Genomic DNA, 16,327 nt, shown 5'->3' with positions numbered 1-16,327 from the left:
GAAATTCGCGTAACGCGGGATTACTGCTTGATACCGGAGAGCGCAATGCTTTCGATAATATAACGCTGCAGGAACATATAGACGACGATAACCGGAATCAGACTCGTTGTGGTTGCCGCCATAATGATCGAAGGCTGTTGATTGATCCCGTTGTTATAGGTAAACATCGCCAGACCAATCTGAATGGTGTATTTGGTAGCGGATTTCAGAATCAGCAGCGGCCACAGCATATCGTTCCAGACGCCAAGGAACAGCAGAATAACCATGGTGGCGATAATGGGAGTACATAGCGGCAGGTAAACCCGGCTGAATACGGTAATTTCCTTGGCCCCATCCAATACCGCGGCTTCCCTTAAACTGCCGGGTAATTGATCAAAAAACGCCTTGGCTAAAAAAGTACCGAAAGCATAATTCATCGCCGGCAAATAAAAAGCCAGATAATTGTCAACCAAACCGAGCTTGCTGAACAGCAGATACTGAGGAATCATCGTCATTTCGAATGGAATCATCATCGTGCTTAAGGCCAGCAGCAGAACGAAGTTTGCCCCTTTGAAGCGGAGTTTGGATAAGGCATATCCGGACAAAAGCGCTGACAACGAGCTGATGACAATGACCCCTGCACTAACAAGTGTTGAATTGCCAATATATCGAAACATATTGATGTTAGTGAAAGCGGCTTCATAAGTTCGGATCGAAGGCTCCTCCGGCCATATTTTGGGCGGGAAAGAGATATTGAGTCGTGCCCCCCAATCGAAGCTGGTCACGAGCATCCATAGGAACGGCACAATCATAATAAATGAACCCAGCAGCAGGGCCATTGTTAAAATAAGCTGTTGAAGTGTGATTCGTTTACGGCGTACAGGTTCCTTGGGTAAGGCTGAATCGATCATAGTTACCCTCCTGTCTTGTGAATTTACGGTTCCCTAAGGTTCCCGAATCGGCAAGGCGACCGAGTTAGTCTAAACTGTCTTTACGGCGGTTAAGGAGCATGAGGAATGCCGTCAGAATGAGTATGATCAAGAACAGTAAGTAGGATACGGCAGTGGCCAGACCCATCTGTGAAGCAAGGAACGCATTCCGGTAAATGTACAGCACGACCGTCATCAAGCTTCCTCCTGGATTGCCAGCCGTTCCCCCGATTAACCAGACATCGGTAAACCGCTTCATGCCGCCAATGGTTCCCATAATGAGCATAAACACAAAGATTGGACGCAAATAAGGAATCGTGATATACCACCACTTCCGGTACGTTCCGGCTCCATCCACATCTGCTGCTTCGTAAAGATCCCGAGGAACACTTTGTAATCCGGCCAGGAAAATGATCGTGTTATACCCGAGCGCGCCCCACAAACTCATCAGCACAATGCTGTACCGTGCGACTTCAGGATTCGTGAACCATCCAACAGGATCCATGCCAAACAAGCCAATAACAAAGTTGATCAGTCCCTCCTTGGACGGAAAGAACAAGAACGAAAACAAGAGGCTTGTCGCAACTCCGGATACCACATTGGGCAGAAAATATACGGCTTTAAAAAAATTACGTCCCAGATTCCACTTCAAGTTGTTAATGAGGCTGGCCAGAATAAAAGACAGTACAATACCAAGCAGAACAGACCATATCCCCATCATAAATGTGTTTGTAAGCGCTTGCCAAAATAAGGAATCCTCCAGTGCGTATCGGTAGTTGCTGAGGCCCACCCAAGCGCCCGATAAATTGAGCCCAGATGTCTGATGAAAACTCATGAACAGCGCGGCGAACATGGGATAGATGGCAAATACCACAACCCCGATAATAAGCGGGGCACTGAATAGATAGCCCATCCAGTCATTGCGTGTAAACCTGAATCTTCGTTTAGCCATACTCCGATGATCCGCAGTCCATTTCCCTTCTGGGGTGGATGACAAACTGATCCTCCTCCTTTCGTTAATAACCGGATTCATGCCGGTGATTGGACAAGCGATCATGTCCATTCTGTACATGGTTATGTGGACGAATCCGGATTATGTGTTATTCTTTTTTTCACAGATGCGAACGTAAGAACAACATAGGTGTGACGACTCCTCATCGGCAGTGTATGCAATGGCCCACATCTAGGTGTATGCCTATTCCGAATAAGGAATCATAATAAATATTATGTAAACTAAAAAACGAAGAAAACCGTCCATCTCAGATATCTAACCTGAAATTGACGGTTCATCATCACATACCCAGCATCGTCTTAAGCGTAATAAACACAACCGGAATCAGCAGCGCTGGGATTAGATTCATCGTTTTGAAATGCCGGATGCCTAGTATGCTCAAGCCAGAACTCAGAATCAAGATTCCCCTAACAATGGATATTTCGGTTAACAGCTCCGGTGTGATAAAAACCAACACAGCACCGGCCAGAACATAGAATAATCCTTGCCAACAAAATAGTACAATGGCTGATAAAATAATACCGATACCAAAGGTTGACGCCAGGCGGTAGATAATCCTTCCGCTAGATTGCCTGTCGAAAATCTGGACACCGCATGCTTAAATCGCTGTTCGATCAGGGGTCTCGCTGGAAGATTCTTTCTTTACATTTTAATTTGGGATAAAGAATAGTCTTTGCTTTCATACATCTTTATGGCAAGCATGATTTTTTTTGATTCAACCTTCGGTCTCCCTCCATTTCTTCCCCTAGCTCTAGCTACCGTCAGTCCATCTTTTGTTCTTTCACTAATGATATCTCGTTCCAATTCGGCTATGCTAGTTAACATTCTAAAGAAGAATCGTCCCATTGCTGTTGTCGTGTCAATCTTATTCTGAATGGATACAAAATTAATGCCTTTTGCTTCAAAATGTTCCATAAGTTCAACTAAATGCTTGGTACTTCGACTGATTCGGTCTAATTTATAGACAACCACTGTATCGTCTTTGCGCAAAACTTTAAGAAGTTCATCTAACTGTGGACGGTTATGTCTTTTTCTTTAAAGGTCTCATCAACCCCATATTGATTCAATGCATCGAGTTGTAATGATAATGACTGATCTTGTGTGCCAACACGTGCATAACCAAATTTCAATACAAACATCCCCTTTCATACCAAAAACGGTCGTTTTTGATACGTTAACCCTCAATACTAAGTGGCATTTATAAAGATAATTCTGATACAATATTGTTAAGCAAGAGGGCCAGATTATGGAATAATAGCTGTACTAAGATTGAAAATTTAAAATAATTTTATTAGGCCAAAAATTAGTAACCATCACGTTAACCTGTTCAAAGGGGGAAATATGAAATTGGATCCAAACATGATTAAGTTTCGAAGGCTTATATTTGAAGATTTACCACTTCTGTATGACTGGATTAGAAATGACCGTTTTGTTAACCGTTTTTGGGCTTACAACAAAAAAGAACCTTATGAAAAGGTAACCCAAGAGTTTTCTGATTATATCAAAAGGGTTGAACCAACTGATCCGTATCTAATTCTTTATAATGATACTCCTATTGGTTATATACAAACATTCAATTGGAGTGATTATCCAGTATTTGAAAAGTATGTTGATCTAACTAATTCAGCCAGTTTAGACCTATTTATAGGAGAAGAGGAGTATAGAAATAAAGGACTTGGCACAAAAATTCTGTCACGTTTTCTAAGTCAGTTTGTTTTTTCCGATGAAAGTGTAGATAGGTGTATTATTAATCCAGAGGTTAACAATAGTATAGCTATACGAGCCTATGAAAAAGTTGGGTTTCAGATTATTAAAATGGTCCCAGATATCCCAGAAGAACCTGGACCTGTTTTTTTCATGAGTTTGGATCGTCATAATTTCCAAGGATAAATATCATAAAAAGAGTGATTCTTAATCAGTATCCTGTTTATTTTGTGAAAAAATCAGCAACTTTTTATGACGGAAAACCCTGTTACGACACAGATCTTTCACTTTTTCACAAGGTTACTTTCCGATTTCATGTTAAATACTTTCAAAACGCATACCCCCGTCCAGTTTTTGATGGAGGTAAAATAAAGTTTTATTCCACAATCGAGCCCGTTTGTTGAAGAAACTTCTCCAAATGTCATATTGTTTTCCAACCGTGAAACAGTGAGACTACTATTCAATCTAAAAAAGACGTTCAAGTTCATGCTTCTGTTTTGATTAGTTATTTTTGGGGGTTATTTCTGTTCGATAAATGTTTAACTAAAACATCAAACATGTTGTTCCATCCCTGTTCAGAACCATCTCTAAATTCACGATGCGCCTTTTCAATGTCTTCTGTGGTCCATCCTTGTTCATGAGGAACCACTATTTCTTGTGTGAAAGTCATTTCGCAGCCACCATCTATGGGTTCTAATAATACGGTTATTCGGTCTATCGTTTCGCTATATTTTGGGATTTGAAATGTAAATACTAATTTGAAGGGTTTATCGATTTCAAGATATTTCCCAATAGCTTCTCCTTCTTTGGGGTCCCTAATCCTATAAGACCCTCCGACGCAAAAATCATTCTCTACAAAATTAGCTTTTTCTTCTGGATTAAATAGCCATTTACTCATCATTTCTGGGTTTACCCACGCATCAAACACTCTTTCCGCAGTGAATTCAAAACGACGTGTCATTGTTAGGGTAGTTGTTGAAGTGATCATCTCAATCATCCTATTCATAATAATTTTATCGTAAGTTTATTGCAAATACCTTAATGTTCCTCCTTTTTAGCGTTACTAAGCTCACGTTCAAGAGCGTCAAACTGTCTGTTCCAAAAATGTTCGTAAAAGCGCAGCCAATCCGTTGCAGATGATAAGGATTCGGCATTAAGGCGACAAGTATGTGTTCTACCTTTTACACTCCTATCAAGAATGCCTGCCCGTTCTAAGACTTTAATATGCTTAGAAATAGCTGCTAAAGACATATCAAAAGGTGCGGCCAATTCCGATACTGTACGTTCTTGAGAGGCAATAAGACGAACAATTTCTCTTCGTGTTGGATCAGCCAAGGCGTGGAAAACACTATCTAGATTATTATTTTGTTCAACCATATGGTTAAATATAATGAATATACAATAATAAGTCAACCACTCAGTTAAATATTAAAACCCTGATTTTTCTACTTAGATTAGAAAAATTAGGGTTTTATCTTCCCAAAAAATGTATTACCATATATTATCTGTGTTTTGTCGGCAATGCCCCATATAGTAGGTGGCTTTATTGAGCTGTTAAGTACCATAACAATTAGCTAAAACTGCCCCACTCCCAATCCGCTCCTTCATAAGCAGCGGGATAATTAATGTCATGAATAAACAAGACTGCCGACAGATCGGCAGTCTCTTTCATGCATTGCATGTATTCAGTTTTGTTCCGAATGGTTCCCATGTTTGTTCGGTTTACTATCTACAGAAACGAAGATGGGATTGGAGTAGAACCACAGATCACTATAATTTCGTTTGTTAATTTCCGCAAAACGCATCTCATGGTCTTCGATGTCCGTCTTAGGATCCATTAACGGATTACCGTTGCTTGTTTCTCCTGCTACATTGACCCCAAGGTTGGTACCTCTTAGACGGAAATATTGATCCTTCGTGGCTACGGTTCGATATGTGATCACGTTGTATCCGTCCCGATCGGTCTTCCAGTCTTTGCTTGTAAACCGTTTAACGACTTTGGTAGAATCGTTGGTACTCTTGCTATATGCAGCCGTGCCTGGCTGTGCCTTACCCGTTACATCCCCTGCGAGCAGATCGACATGATCCACCTTTACAGCATCGCCATTGTTATTTTTCTTCGGGCTTTTGAAGCGGATGGTGATCTCGATGGGCGTTCCCTTCTTAACATGAAGATCTCCACCCATTTCTGCCTGCTTGTTACCATGACGGACCTGGAAGTCCAGTGCGTTAATCAAATCGCCGAAGACAGAGAATGATTTACCTGAACGCATACCATCCAATACGCTTTGCATGTCTTGGCCTTGTATCCAAGTGTAATTCTTGGCGTATTGACCTGGCCAATATCCGCTGGAATACAACCGGTTTTCACTAATCTCAAAATGCGAATCCGAATTCGTGAAATTCCAGAACTCGCGTCCTTCTCCGAGCAAAGCATCCCATACGCCGCCAACCTTGGCGATCATGAAGTCAGCGCCGCCATAAGTTCTGTTTTCCGGCGTTGTCAGGTTTAAGCCGCCTCGATCCGGCTCCATCTGATTCCCGGGCATGCCTTCCATTCCAAATACGACGTTCGGAGCCATGTTATTGAAGTCGCGAATGTCCGCAGTGGTGTACACGGTTTTTCTAGAGGGATGGTTGAGCAAGGCGTAACTGCTATTCCGATAATTCTTCTCCAGCCAAGCCAGTGCCGTGCGAGCATCCTCCCGTGTCGTAAATGCCCTGCTTCCTTGTTTATTCCAATTCGCAACATCTGCGGGGTCGAACAACGATTCTTCACGGTTGGTGAACAGATACTCAAATTGACTGACGGCCTTCAGGCTAGATTCTGAGCCGAATTTGCCCGCAATAATACCGATACCCACATGCTCATAGGTAGGCATATCCCATTCAAACCCCGAGAAGATAATTTTGTTCTTATATTTCCCTGCTGCCTGAAGCTGCTTGATTCCGGGAACCTGGTACTGGGCCAGTCCCTGAGAGAGCGGAATAGGTCCGCCAGCAATCGCATTCCCATCTTCATCCCGTGTAGAGGTTCGAAGATGATCAGAAATTGCAATCCAGTCCAGATTGTACTCCTGAAATCCATGGTCCAGCACTTCTTGCAGGGATTGACTGGCATCATCGGATTGATAAGTATGTGCGTGGTACTCACCCGTCATCCATTTACCGTTACCTTCCGGCTTAAACTTGTAACCTTCTTCCTTCGCCGCATGGACAACCATGCCTTGCGAAAGAATGGACAAGCTGAGCGCCAAAACCATGATGGTTTTCTTCTTCAGCTGCACTTAATGGCACCTCCGAGTTGAAATAGTCACCGAACCATCTAAGCTTAATGCTCCAGGATTAGGAGATTGTCATCACAAATCGTTGATTGTGTAAGAACCTAGTCTTCAATTTTTCGACTACTAAATCTCGATGCCTTCCAGCAGGTTGAATATCCGATATTTAAAGTTTCAACACAGTAATGGTATACATATTATATATTATGTAAACTTATGAGATGACGACAATGACTATAACCTACGCAGGGCTATAGTCATTTGGGGATATCTTAGTTTTGACTGCGATCTTTTTCCCGGATTCGTGAACGACGCACCAACTTTACCTGTCCATTCACTCCAGAAGGCAATGCTGATTTTCCATATAAATTCTCAAGTGTATTCGCTGCACGTATAGTGATTTGGTTGTTCCCCTGCCCTGCATAGGACGTGATATTCCAGTGATAAGGCGGCCATAAACGGACACCGGCCTCCCTCTCATTCACATATAAGCAAGCTGTCTCCCTGATATCCTCGGCTTCCAGCCATAACTCATCATCTGATCCTAGTCGGAGTTGAGCCATATCCAAATTTACTTGCTGAGTGTAATCTCCCGCTCCTGAATAATAAGGATAGCCGGCCGAATCCCAAGAACCAAACATATGTTCCGACTCCGCATTTAGTGTCATATGACCTTCTATTATAAATGGTCCTAACAGAAAGGCTGGAAACGAGATCGCCGCCATCGGCTCCAATAAAGATACCGTCAGAATCTCCAGCTCATTCTCGCCCGCAACCAAATGCTTAGTGATATCTACACGCTTATAGTGGGAGTCCTGCCAAGTTGATGGGCGCAGGGCATCTTGCCGGACGCCATTAACAAAAATCTCAAGATTCCGCCTGCGCTGCAGGAAACCGATATGTGAAGGGATGTTCTGCTTAACATCGTCCAGAACCAGCTCTATCTCAGTCGGCCTGTCACTTCCGGATTTATTCGAAGGACCAGAACGACTCGCAGACTGCACAAGGCCTATCAATTCCTGTGTCATGGTAAACGTAGTCCGATACGTATTCACCTGTCCGGGCATCGTTGCATTCATTTTGGACTGTCGGTCATTCAAAGTGACCTGCCATTGATCGAGCAGAAGAACGTTCGGCTCAGTAGTTTGGAACTGCCATGGATCCTGCAGAATAGCCACAACTTCGGAGATGCTGTTCTCTTCGCTCCTGTTAAAGAACGTATGTTCTTGATGCATATACGAACTCTCACCAGATGTAACCGAGAATATGCGCAGCTCTCCAGGCGCAAAGGATAGAGTTGCACCATGGCTCAACTGCTGAACCTTTCCGCTCTCCAAGTCCCATTCTTCTATACAATCCTTCGCTGCTCCTGGATCCAGCCTGATCGTGACAGACTGCTCTGACCAATTCATCAGCCAAGTATGCAGTTGGTTGTCGAACATACGTTCCACATAGATCAAATCCCCATTTCGCCCATCTTCAAGCTGCCAACGCAGGGTCGGTGAAATCCTTAGCAGCCTGCTTACATGAACACAAAATCGCTCAAACAGATCTGGCAGTGGTACCTTCTCTTGCTCATCAAGAGTTGCAGCACGGTCGTTACATACTCCCTCTTCCTGGTCATGGTCACATACAGAACTATGATTGTCATCCATGATCATGGACGCTTCATGAGCCGTATCCTCTAGGGAATAATACTGTGTGTATCCCTTCCCCATTGCATATATTTCACCATGCCGCGGATGCGGCTGAAATAGCTCATTCATAAGCTTCGTCAGCTCTGGATCCTGCCGCATACGCTCGCTATGCTTCGGAATAGCCCCTACCGCAATGAGCGTTCCACCCTGTTTAACGAAGGAAACAAGCCTCGCGGCGACATCCTTGGACATCACCTGAATCCCCGGCATGATCAAAACCGAATATATGTTCTCACCCCCGCAGAATCGATACCCTGCTCCAGGAACGATTTCTGCCTCTCTCAGCTGGCATTCATCGACATAATCATAATCAATGGAGCTGCGAAGCAGGCGATCTGACAAGATTGAGAACCATTTGTCAGCAGAAGGATGTTGATCCGATTGCCCGGACAGGAACATACATTCGTACACCGTGTGGATAGGGGACAACAATAGCACTTCGGGCTTCCGCTTCGTCGAAGCACCCAGTACACTCAAACGTCCGATATAATCAGCAAAGGACTGATAATGCGGCCAATGCGGCGCATGTTTGAATTCGGTCGGCGGGAAATCGGTCTTCCGGTATCCTGCAAATGAATAATAGAATGCATGAGGGATGAACAGGTTCACACCCAGAAATGCCATGAAATTCGCATCCAGCCGCCGTTGGCGCATGGAGTAGCCGTGACCGCTTGCACCGAAGGATTCGCAGATCACTCGTTCCTTCCCGTTCAGTTGTGCGACAGAGGCCGCTGTTTTAACGGACACGATGCGGTGTGGATTCTCCTTCGTGCCGATGCCCGCCGTGAGATAATCCACCCCTGCGTAATGGAACTGCTGCAGCACCCGCGTCTGATTCCCTTGGGATCGGGCCTGTCCCCAGACCGGCTCCTCCAGCGTATGACCGATGTATAACAAGCCATATTGCTCACACCATGTCCGGATAGCTGCATGATAGCCCTCAACGTACCAGCGGGTAATCGAATCATAATATTGCTGTTTGGTTGAGCGGCTGCCATCCGCCATGCCATATAATAAAGCGCCTAGTCTTGGGACCAGATCATACCCGTTCTCCTCTTGAAACCGCTCCCTCATCCCAAATGTCCAAGCAAAAACCATGCCCGGCAAGGTAGCGCCTACATCATTCACCGCCGTTCGGATCGCCTCCACGCCGAAGAAACCATCATGGATCATAAGCCCTGGCTCGTCGGTAAACACACCTTGAATGGTGGAGCCGTAATATTTCTGCAGAGGCAGAAACGGTTCATATGCCATCTGAATGAAGGTCTGAACGGCTTCCGGATTAAGTGTATCCAGATAATACCCTTGGGCAAACGTGATGCCTTCCGCGATTTCGCAGGACCAACAGGCCAGCACGATATAGGCGTCCTCCGTAGTCGGAGTCCAATCCCGTCCCCATAAATGTGTAATATCTTCGGGATCGTCATGCAGCAGCCATTCCTCGTCACTCCGGGTAGCACGATAAGCCAGAATGGCGATTAGCTCATTATGATCATGGCAGGCAAAATCCAGCCGTAACGCTTCTGAATCTGCCGCGCGCGAATGCCTTTTCTCCTCCACCCTTAAGTAATGCATGCGATATTCCGGATGCTGCCGCGTCAGCTTACCGCCCAGCGTGCCGCTTGGCCAATTATTCTCATCGTACAGCCAAACCACCATATTTCGTTTCTCGCACTCCATTGTGCAAAATTCCAGTACCTCCATAAATGCTGGCGACAGGTATGGAATTTGCATACCATGACGAGCATGCAGAACGACACCCCCAACACCCGCTTCAAACATCGCTTGAATCTGGCTCTCCAGTTCCGCCTTCTCAAGCTCATGGTTCAAAAACCAAAAAGGCTGCGGACGATACGCGGCTTGCGGATTCATAAATTCCCGCTTCAATAGGTTGAAGTCCATACGAGCTTCCGGCTTAACGTTATTCACCTGCATCACCTGTCTTCACTCGAATTTGCGGTTGATTCATTCATGAACTCTTTCATGAGAAGTTGGATGAAGAATCCCCCGACAACGGAACGATTCTGGAAATTCATCTGCCTGCCGGAGATCGTGTCATACCAATCCGTTACCGGAACGCGAGCGGAGGTCTCATTCATGAAATCCCATAAAGGCGAGATCAATGATTGGAACAACTCCGGCGTAGTGCTCATAGAAGCACACCATACCAGCCAATCGGATTTTGTATACGTATCGCGGCTGTCCAGCGGATAGCCATATCGATTCTGTTGCTGCTGGTAATATGCCAGCTCTTGAACCGCAACCTCTTCCGGAAACAGGTGCAAACCAAGCAGGCGGTCCCACACCAGATTGTATTTCATGCTCCATGAATCGTTCGGACTGTCAAAAGTCAGTTTATAGTGATCTCCGGCATCAGCCATGGCTACCCATTCATTGGCCATCTTCTGCGCGGCCTCAAGGTAAACGGCTCCTTCCTGTAAATTGAGTTTGTCGCACATATACGCATAAGCAGCAATGCCCAAGATCGCCTTAATGGAGAGGTTGGCGTTGTGTGCCAAATGTCCGGCAAAATCATCGGTACACAGCTGATTTTCAGGATCAAGTCCGTTCTGAAGTAAATACCCCGCCCATTTCGTAAGAAGACCCCAGTGTTCCCGGGCAAACTCCGCATTTCCCTCATACTTGCTCACCGCCGCAGCCATCAAGAGCATGTTCCCGCATTCCTCAATCGGCATTTGGTACTCAAGCTTGTTCTCGCCGTAAACCTGTCCGTTAGCCTTAGGATAAGTCCCTGCGTCATGCGGGGCAAAATCAAACGTCCAATCACGGCTCATGGCATATCTATAAATCGGACGCATCATGCCTTTAATCAATTCAGGGTTATATCGAAGGAACAACGGAATCGACGGGTAGCTGACATCGACGGTAGCGATGCATCCATTACTGAAATTCTCTTTGGAGAAAAATAGAACAGATCCCGCTTCATCGGTTACCAATTTATGCGCGGCAATCGCCTGTCTGTACGTTAACGCCAGGATATCCCTATACTTCTCACCGCCTGCGGCTTGGCTCTCGGTCAGCAGTTCCCGATTAAAGCGATCACATCTTCGCTGGATCTCTTCATATTGCTGGGCGCTCATTAACAGCATGTCGCGGAACGTTAACCCGCTTCGTTTCCAGTACGCATCCAGCGGTTTGTGAAAATATTCGATAGCGTGAACATCGTCATACGCAAGCATCAGGTACTGAGTCACTGGCTCTTCCTGGATGACACCCATATCAATCTCTGCTGCCATGATCGGCATGTTATCGGAAACAGCTCTCGGCTTCTGAGTATCATCTTCCGCTGGTAATTGACCGCTTAGAACATACGACTCGCGAGTTGATGCGGAATGAATAACCGTCTGGATATGAGGCGTACGAGGAACCGCCAAATAGACGTATCCCCAATCAATTCTCGTATCGTCCCCGGCAAGTTTTAGAACCGGCTGTTCCACGGTGCCCATCGACATGGCATTCCATTGCCCATCCATCACATGATGCTCCCAAGTCACCTGTTGATCCGGTGTATGTACACACCATTCGCCTGTCACATCGAAATAGATTTTCACTTGATGTGATGCTCCATCCATAGAACGAACCTCATACGTCACATAGGTGACTGGCCTTGATAACACATCGAGATCATCCAGCAATAGAGGTGTGGTGAACCGAACCTGAAGCTCGATGCCTTCCCCCTGAAACGTATACCGGGTGGTTACTGGCTCGACCGTCAGATCGGTTTGATCAAGCGTCTCAGGTTCTTGGAAATGGGTTGAATCCTGCATACCCACTCTCCCCATAAAGCGTCGGGTCTTGCCATCAATGATCGCAAGTCCCACCATACCATGGATCTTGTTCGTCCAATGCCGGGTATGATCATCGTACAGTTGATCCGCAGCGGACCATACGCTGAAATAAGGATCTACGGTTACCAGAGGTACGGACGGAGGTCTAAAAGGTCTGAAATTTGTTGTCATCTACATTCAACTCCTTTAGTTTATTCTTCATGACGCCAAGGATATCCTTGCGATTGGGAACATAATACGGCGAAAGGCCTCGCCCTCCTTGTGCGTCAAGGTGCTGCGAAGCCTTTTGAGGTTTGCCGGACTCCCTTATTAAGGGAAGTCATGATTACGGTCAGTTCGGCATTTGGACAGTCACTACTTCTTTTCCTTGCAGATTTTCGTTCGTGAACTGCATGGCTTTCTCATATCCGGTGTTTCGGAGCTGCTCGCGAAGGTCGTTAATGATGCTCATCGCAGCTTCATCCGATTTGGCAAACACTGCTTCCTTCCAGGCATCTCCCATTCGATCCATCGAAGGTTTCAACATCTCCCATTCCGGTGCTTTCGTAATCACATCACCCGGATTATACGCTGTAATGACATGAATACCGTTCGGACGGAGGATTTTGCGAGCTTGCTCCATGGCATCAAGCCGTTCCTGTTCGGCCCAGATATCTCCCCCGGCAGCGGAATTAATACGGTCCAGACCCGTCAGTGATTCAAGGCCGATGCTGATACCCTCGTTCTTGCGTTGCTTCATGTTGGTGTCCGTGCTGAATTTGTCAAACCATTCTTGATTGGCAGCAGGCTTGCCGTCCTTCATGTCCCAGTGGACGCCCTGCACCCCGTACCGGGCCAGCATGAAGCCTTCGTCCGAAGCCATGAAATCGAGAAATTTCAACGCTGCGTCCACGCAGGCGCCCTTGCAGTTCTTCGTGATCGCTGTCACGTTATTGCCTTGAATACCAAGATCCACCGGCCGGTTCGGCTCAACGTCCGCCCGCTCCAACGGACCGAGTGGAATGTAGTCACTTTCTGGATGGGAGGTGACATATTCCTTGGAGGCGTCCAGTATAGCCGGGTAATGCGCGGCTAGGATGGCGATGCGACCTTGATTGATTTTCTCCTTGGCGATCGGATCTGTCTGAGTAAAGGCTTCAGGATCCAACAGCCCTTCCTCAACCAGCTTACGATAGAATAGCGTGTATTCTTCATAGCCTTTGGTGAAGAAGTCACGTTCTACCGTTCCATCGCCTTTGTCAACATAGCTGGCCCCTGAGTAGAACATGGTGTTGCCGATACCCACGGCCCAGCCGTTGCTGAACCCGCCAAGCGGAAAGACCGGCTGGCCGTTCTCCTGCAGCTTGGCGTCCTTGATTTTTTTGAGGAAGTTATAGAAATCCTCCTTCGTCACGACAGACTGCGGATCGACGCCGACCTTCTCGGCGATGTCCTTGCGAACGTAGAAGCCGTAGAGCCAATCCATGCCGTCCTCGTTGGTCGCAGGCTGATTTTGGAGGAGTAAATATTTTTTGCCGTCATAAGCATCAATCGCTTTTTCGTATAAAGCAGGCGGTACATTTTCTTCCGCTATGGATTTGGACAGATTCGGGTAATCCTTCAATTTGTCGGATATATCAACCAATTGTCCTTCCTTGGCCGCCTTGATGATGCCGTCCAGCTCCCCTCCCCATGCGGGACCGGTATAAATATCCGGCAAATCCTGCGTGGCGAAGATCTGGTTGACCTTCTCCGTTTCACTGCCTTTGGTATATTCCCACTGAAGGGTAACACCGGTCTTCTCCTTAATGACTTCCTCCACAGGAGTTATCGTATCGGAGCCGTTGGAACCGTTCCAATTGTGCAGTATTTTGAGTTTGTATGAATTCTCTCCTTCAGCGCCTTCTCCGTTATCTCCGTTCCCTGATGAATTCGTGCAGCTGATCAACAAACCGCTTACCATGATGGACACGAGCAATAGGGATATGCCTTTCGACCAAATCCTGTTCAAACCAATCGCCTCCTGGAATATGGATTTCCATGATCTTGTTACAAGCCTTTGCAAATTCCGGGTCAGGATGACCTAACCTTTAACCGAACCGATCATAACCCCCTTTACGAAATACCGCTGCAGAAATGGATAAATACACAATATCGGGAAGACCGTGATGACAAGCAAGGCCATGCGGAGCGATTCTGGCGTTGCTCCTGCGCCGCTGGTACCTCCAATCGTCTGTCCGCCCTGCTGGGCTGCGCGCTGCATCGAATTGGATAGCGCCTCTGCTTCCGTCAGCATTTCTTGCAATAGAGTCTGCACCGGAATCAAATCCTTGTTGGATACGTAATAAGCACCCGAGAACCAGTCATTCCAATGCGACACCCCGATAAAGAGCGAGATGGTGGCCAGCACCGGCCCGGAAAGAGGCAGTATAATCCGCAGGAAGATTTGAAAATCGCCATACCCGTCGATGCGGGCCGATTCCTCCAGTTCCTCCGGGATCCCCTGCAGAAACGTCCGAATGATGACGATATGCATGAAATTGAACAGCATGGGCAGCACGTATACCCAGAAGCTGTTGATCAGATGCAGTTTCTGAAGCGTAATGAAGAACGGGATGAACCCGGCACTGAAAATCGTAGGCAAAAAGATATAAAAGGTAAAAAAGGAACGGCCCGGCAGCGTCTTTTTGGAAAGCGCATAGGCCATAAGCGTAGACAGGACCACATGCAGGAAGGTTCCCAGCACGGTGCGCATGAGCGTAATTTGATACGCTTTCCAAATGCGGGCGTTATCGAACACCTGGGCATAGTTTTCAAGCGTAAATTTACGAGGAAGGAAATAAATCGCCCCCTGCATCGAATCCTTGCCGTCATTCAGGGAATAAGCCAGGATATAAATAAACGGGTAGATCATGGAGAAACCAACCAAAGCAAGAAAGGTATAGTTCACGATTGAGAACAGGGACCATTTGCGTTTCATAACGTCACCTCCTTAGAACAGGGATACATCACTGACTTTGCGGGCGATCCGATTGACGGTCAGAACCAGGATAAGCCCGATAATGCTTTGGAACAGTCCGACAGCCGCGGCGTAGCTGAGACGCCCTTCCCGGATACCGGAGTTGATCGCGTGCACGTCGAGTACGCTGCCCATGCTCGCGGTTGCAGGTCCATTCAGGAGGAGCAGCTGCTCATAACCCGCACTCATCAGATTGCCTACGGCGAGAATGAATAATATGATGGCCACATTGCGGATACCTGGAAGGGTTATGTGCCACATCTGCCGAAATCGGCCTGCGCCATCCATCTTGGCTGCCTCGTACAGCTGCTGATCGATACCCGCAATGGCGGCCATAAAGATAATGGAATTCCAACCGATGTTCTTCCAGATATCGGAGCCCACAATCATCTGATAGAACCAGGTGGGGTTGTTGAGAAACTGGATCGATTCCGTTCCTAATGAACCCAGTAAGTCATTGACCGGACCACCATACGGAGTAAGCAGTCTTTGCATCAACGTGACCACCACGATCCAGGATACGAAGTACGGCAAGTAAGATAGGGTCTGAATCGTCTTCTTGAATTTCAGTTTCCGGACTTCATTTAACAGGAGTGCAAGAATGATCGGCATCGGAAATCCGATCAGCAGCTTCATGAGGCTGATGATGACGGTGTTGCGGATGATGTCGCCGGATTGATAATAATTGAAAAATTGTTCAAAGTACTTGAAGCCTGCCCATGGACTCCCCGTGAATCCGCCGACAAAGGTATAATCCCTGAAGGCGACTTGAATTCCATACAGAGGCACGTAGGAGAACAGGAAAAACCAGACAATGCCGGGCAGCATGAACAAATAGAAAAGCTTGTGCTGCCAGATTCGCTTCATCAATCGATGGTTTGTTATTCGTTGCTTAATCACATTCCCACCTCTCCTTTC

General features: G+C 46.5%; 12 protein-coding genes and 1 pseudogene. 1 reads left to right on the top strand and 12 read right to left on the bottom strand.

Annotation, left to right across the window (positions count from 1 at the left end):
• Positions 1–20: 20 nt before the first annotated feature.
• The 4 genes and pseudogenes from PGL02S_RS01030 to PGL02S_RS01015 all read right to left on the bottom strand — a co-directional run bounded on the left by PGL02S_RS01030 (position 21) and on the right by PGL02S_RS01015 (position 3,050).
• Positions 21–890 carry a carbohydrate ABC transporter permease gene (locus PGL02S_RS01030; RefSeq protein WP_006210627.1) on the bottom strand — a complete coding sequence of 290 codons (870 nt, stop codon included), beginning with the start codon at positions 888–890 and terminating at the stop codon, positions 21–23.
• 64 nt (positions 891–954) lie between these two features.
• Complete coding sequence (locus tag PGL02S_RS01025) at positions 955–1,905, bottom strand: carbohydrate ABC transporter permease (protein WP_036639140.1); 951 nt, start codon at positions 1,903–1,905, stop codon at positions 955–957.
• Positions 1,906–2,200: 295 nt separating this feature from the next.
• On the bottom strand, positions 2,201–2,425 hold the full coding sequence (locus PGL02S_RS01020; RefSeq protein WP_081742749.1) for a DUF554 family protein: 225 nt from the start codon (positions 2,423–2,425) through the stop codon (positions 2,201–2,203).
• Between the two features lie 137 nt (positions 2,426–2,562).
• Positions 2,563–3,050 (bottom strand): annotated as a pseudogene (locus PGL02S_RS01015) (recombinase family protein).
• A gap of 229 nt (positions 3,051–3,279) precedes the next feature.
• Between PGL02S_RS01015 and PGL02S_RS01010 the strand changes: the two are divergent.
• Complete coding sequence (locus PGL02S_RS01010; RefSeq protein ID WP_218029246.1) at positions 3,280–3,810, top strand: GNAT family N-acetyltransferase; 531 nt, start codon at positions 3,280–3,282, stop codon at positions 3,808–3,810.
• A 319-nt stretch (positions 3,811–4,129) separates the two neighbouring features.
• Here the strand turns inward: PGL02S_RS01010 and PGL02S_RS01005 are convergent, their stop codons facing one another.
• From PGL02S_RS01005 to PGL02S_RS00970, 8 genes are all read right to left on the bottom strand, one after another.
• Positions 4,130–4,612 (bottom strand): SRPBCC family protein, encoded by a 483-nt coding sequence (locus tag PGL02S_RS01005; protein WP_036639145.1) that lies wholly within the window; start codon positions 4,610–4,612, stop codon positions 4,130–4,132.
• 50 nt (positions 4,613–4,662) lie between these two features.
• Entirely contained in the window at positions 4,663–5,001 is a 339-nt protein-coding gene (locus PGL02S_RS01000) for an ArsR/SmtB family transcription factor (RefSeq protein ID WP_076151955.1), read from the bottom strand.
• Positions 5,002–5,309: 308 nt separating this feature from the next.
• A complete protein-coding gene (locus PGL02S_RS00995; protein ID WP_036639147.1) occupies positions 5,310–6,911 on the bottom strand; it encodes a CehA/McbA family metallohydrolase domain-containing protein in 1,602 nt (533 codons plus the stop codon).
• Positions 6,912–7,177: 266 nt separating this feature from the next.
• Positions 7,178–10,504, bottom strand: a complete 3,327-nt coding sequence (locus PGL02S_RS00990; protein WP_244892271.1) for a glycosyl hydrolase — start codon at positions 10,502–10,504, stop codon at positions 7,178–7,180.
• A 32-nt stretch (positions 10,505–10,536) separates the two neighbouring features.
• Entirely contained in the window at positions 10,537–12,582 is a 2,046-nt protein-coding gene (locus tag PGL02S_RS00985) for a glutaminase family protein (protein WP_036639151.1), read from the bottom strand.
• A gap of 160 nt (positions 12,583–12,742) precedes the next feature.
• Positions 12,743–14,401 carry an extracellular solute-binding protein gene (locus PGL02S_RS00980; protein ID WP_036639152.1) on the bottom strand — a complete coding sequence of 553 codons (1,659 nt, stop codon included), beginning with the start codon at positions 14,399–14,401 and terminating at the stop codon, positions 12,743–12,745.
• Between the two features lie 72 nt (positions 14,402–14,473).
• Complete coding sequence (locus PGL02S_RS00975; protein WP_006210615.1) at positions 14,474–15,370, bottom strand: carbohydrate ABC transporter permease; 897 nt, start codon at positions 15,368–15,370, stop codon at positions 14,474–14,476.
• Positions 15,371–15,382: 12 nt separating this feature from the next.
• A complete protein-coding gene (locus PGL02S_RS00970) occupies positions 15,383–16,309 on the bottom strand; it encodes an ABC transporter permease (protein ID WP_006210614.1) in 927 nt (308 codons plus the stop codon).
• Between the last annotated feature and the right edge of the window lie 18 nt (positions 16,310–16,327).

This window comes from Paenibacillus glucanolyticus NBRC 15330 (assembly GCF_004000885.1).
Taxonomy (GTDB): Bacteria; Bacillota; Bacilli; order Paenibacillales; family Paenibacillaceae; genus Paenibacillus_AQ; species Paenibacillus_AQ glucanolyticus.
Note: the sequence above shows the minus strand (reverse complement) of the source record. Positions and strands in the feature narration are given on the sequence as shown.

What these genes read in the sequence shown, in the direction of transcription:
- PGL02S_RS00985 (WP_036639151.1), bottom strand. Translation starts at nt 12,582, where the DNA reads ATGACAACAAATTTCAGACCTTTTAGACCTCCGTCCGTACCTCTGGTA.
- PGL02S_RS01030 (WP_006210627.1), bottom strand. Translation starts at nt 890, where the DNA reads ATGATCGATTCAGCCTTACCCAAGGAACCTGTACGCCGTAAACGAATC.
- PGL02S_RS00990 (WP_244892271.1), bottom strand. Translation starts at nt 10,504, where the DNA reads ATGGACTTCAACCTATTGAAGCGGGAATTTATGAATCCGCAAGCCGCG.
- PGL02S_RS01000 (WP_076151955.1), bottom strand. Translation starts at nt 5,001, where the DNA reads ATGGTTGAACAAAATAATAATCTAGATAGTGTTTTCCACGCCTTGGCT.
- PGL02S_RS01010 (WP_218029246.1), top strand. Translation starts at nt 3,280, where the DNA reads ATGATTAAGTTTCGAAGGCTTATATTTGAAGATTTACCACTTCTGTAT.
- PGL02S_RS00975 (WP_006210615.1), bottom strand. Translation starts at nt 15,370, where the DNA reads ATGAAACGCAAATGGTCCCTGTTCTCAATCGTGAACTATACCTTTCTT.
- PGL02S_RS01005 (WP_036639145.1), bottom strand. Translation starts at nt 4,612, where the DNA reads ATGATCACTTCAACAACTACCCTAACAATGACACGTCGTTTTGAATTC.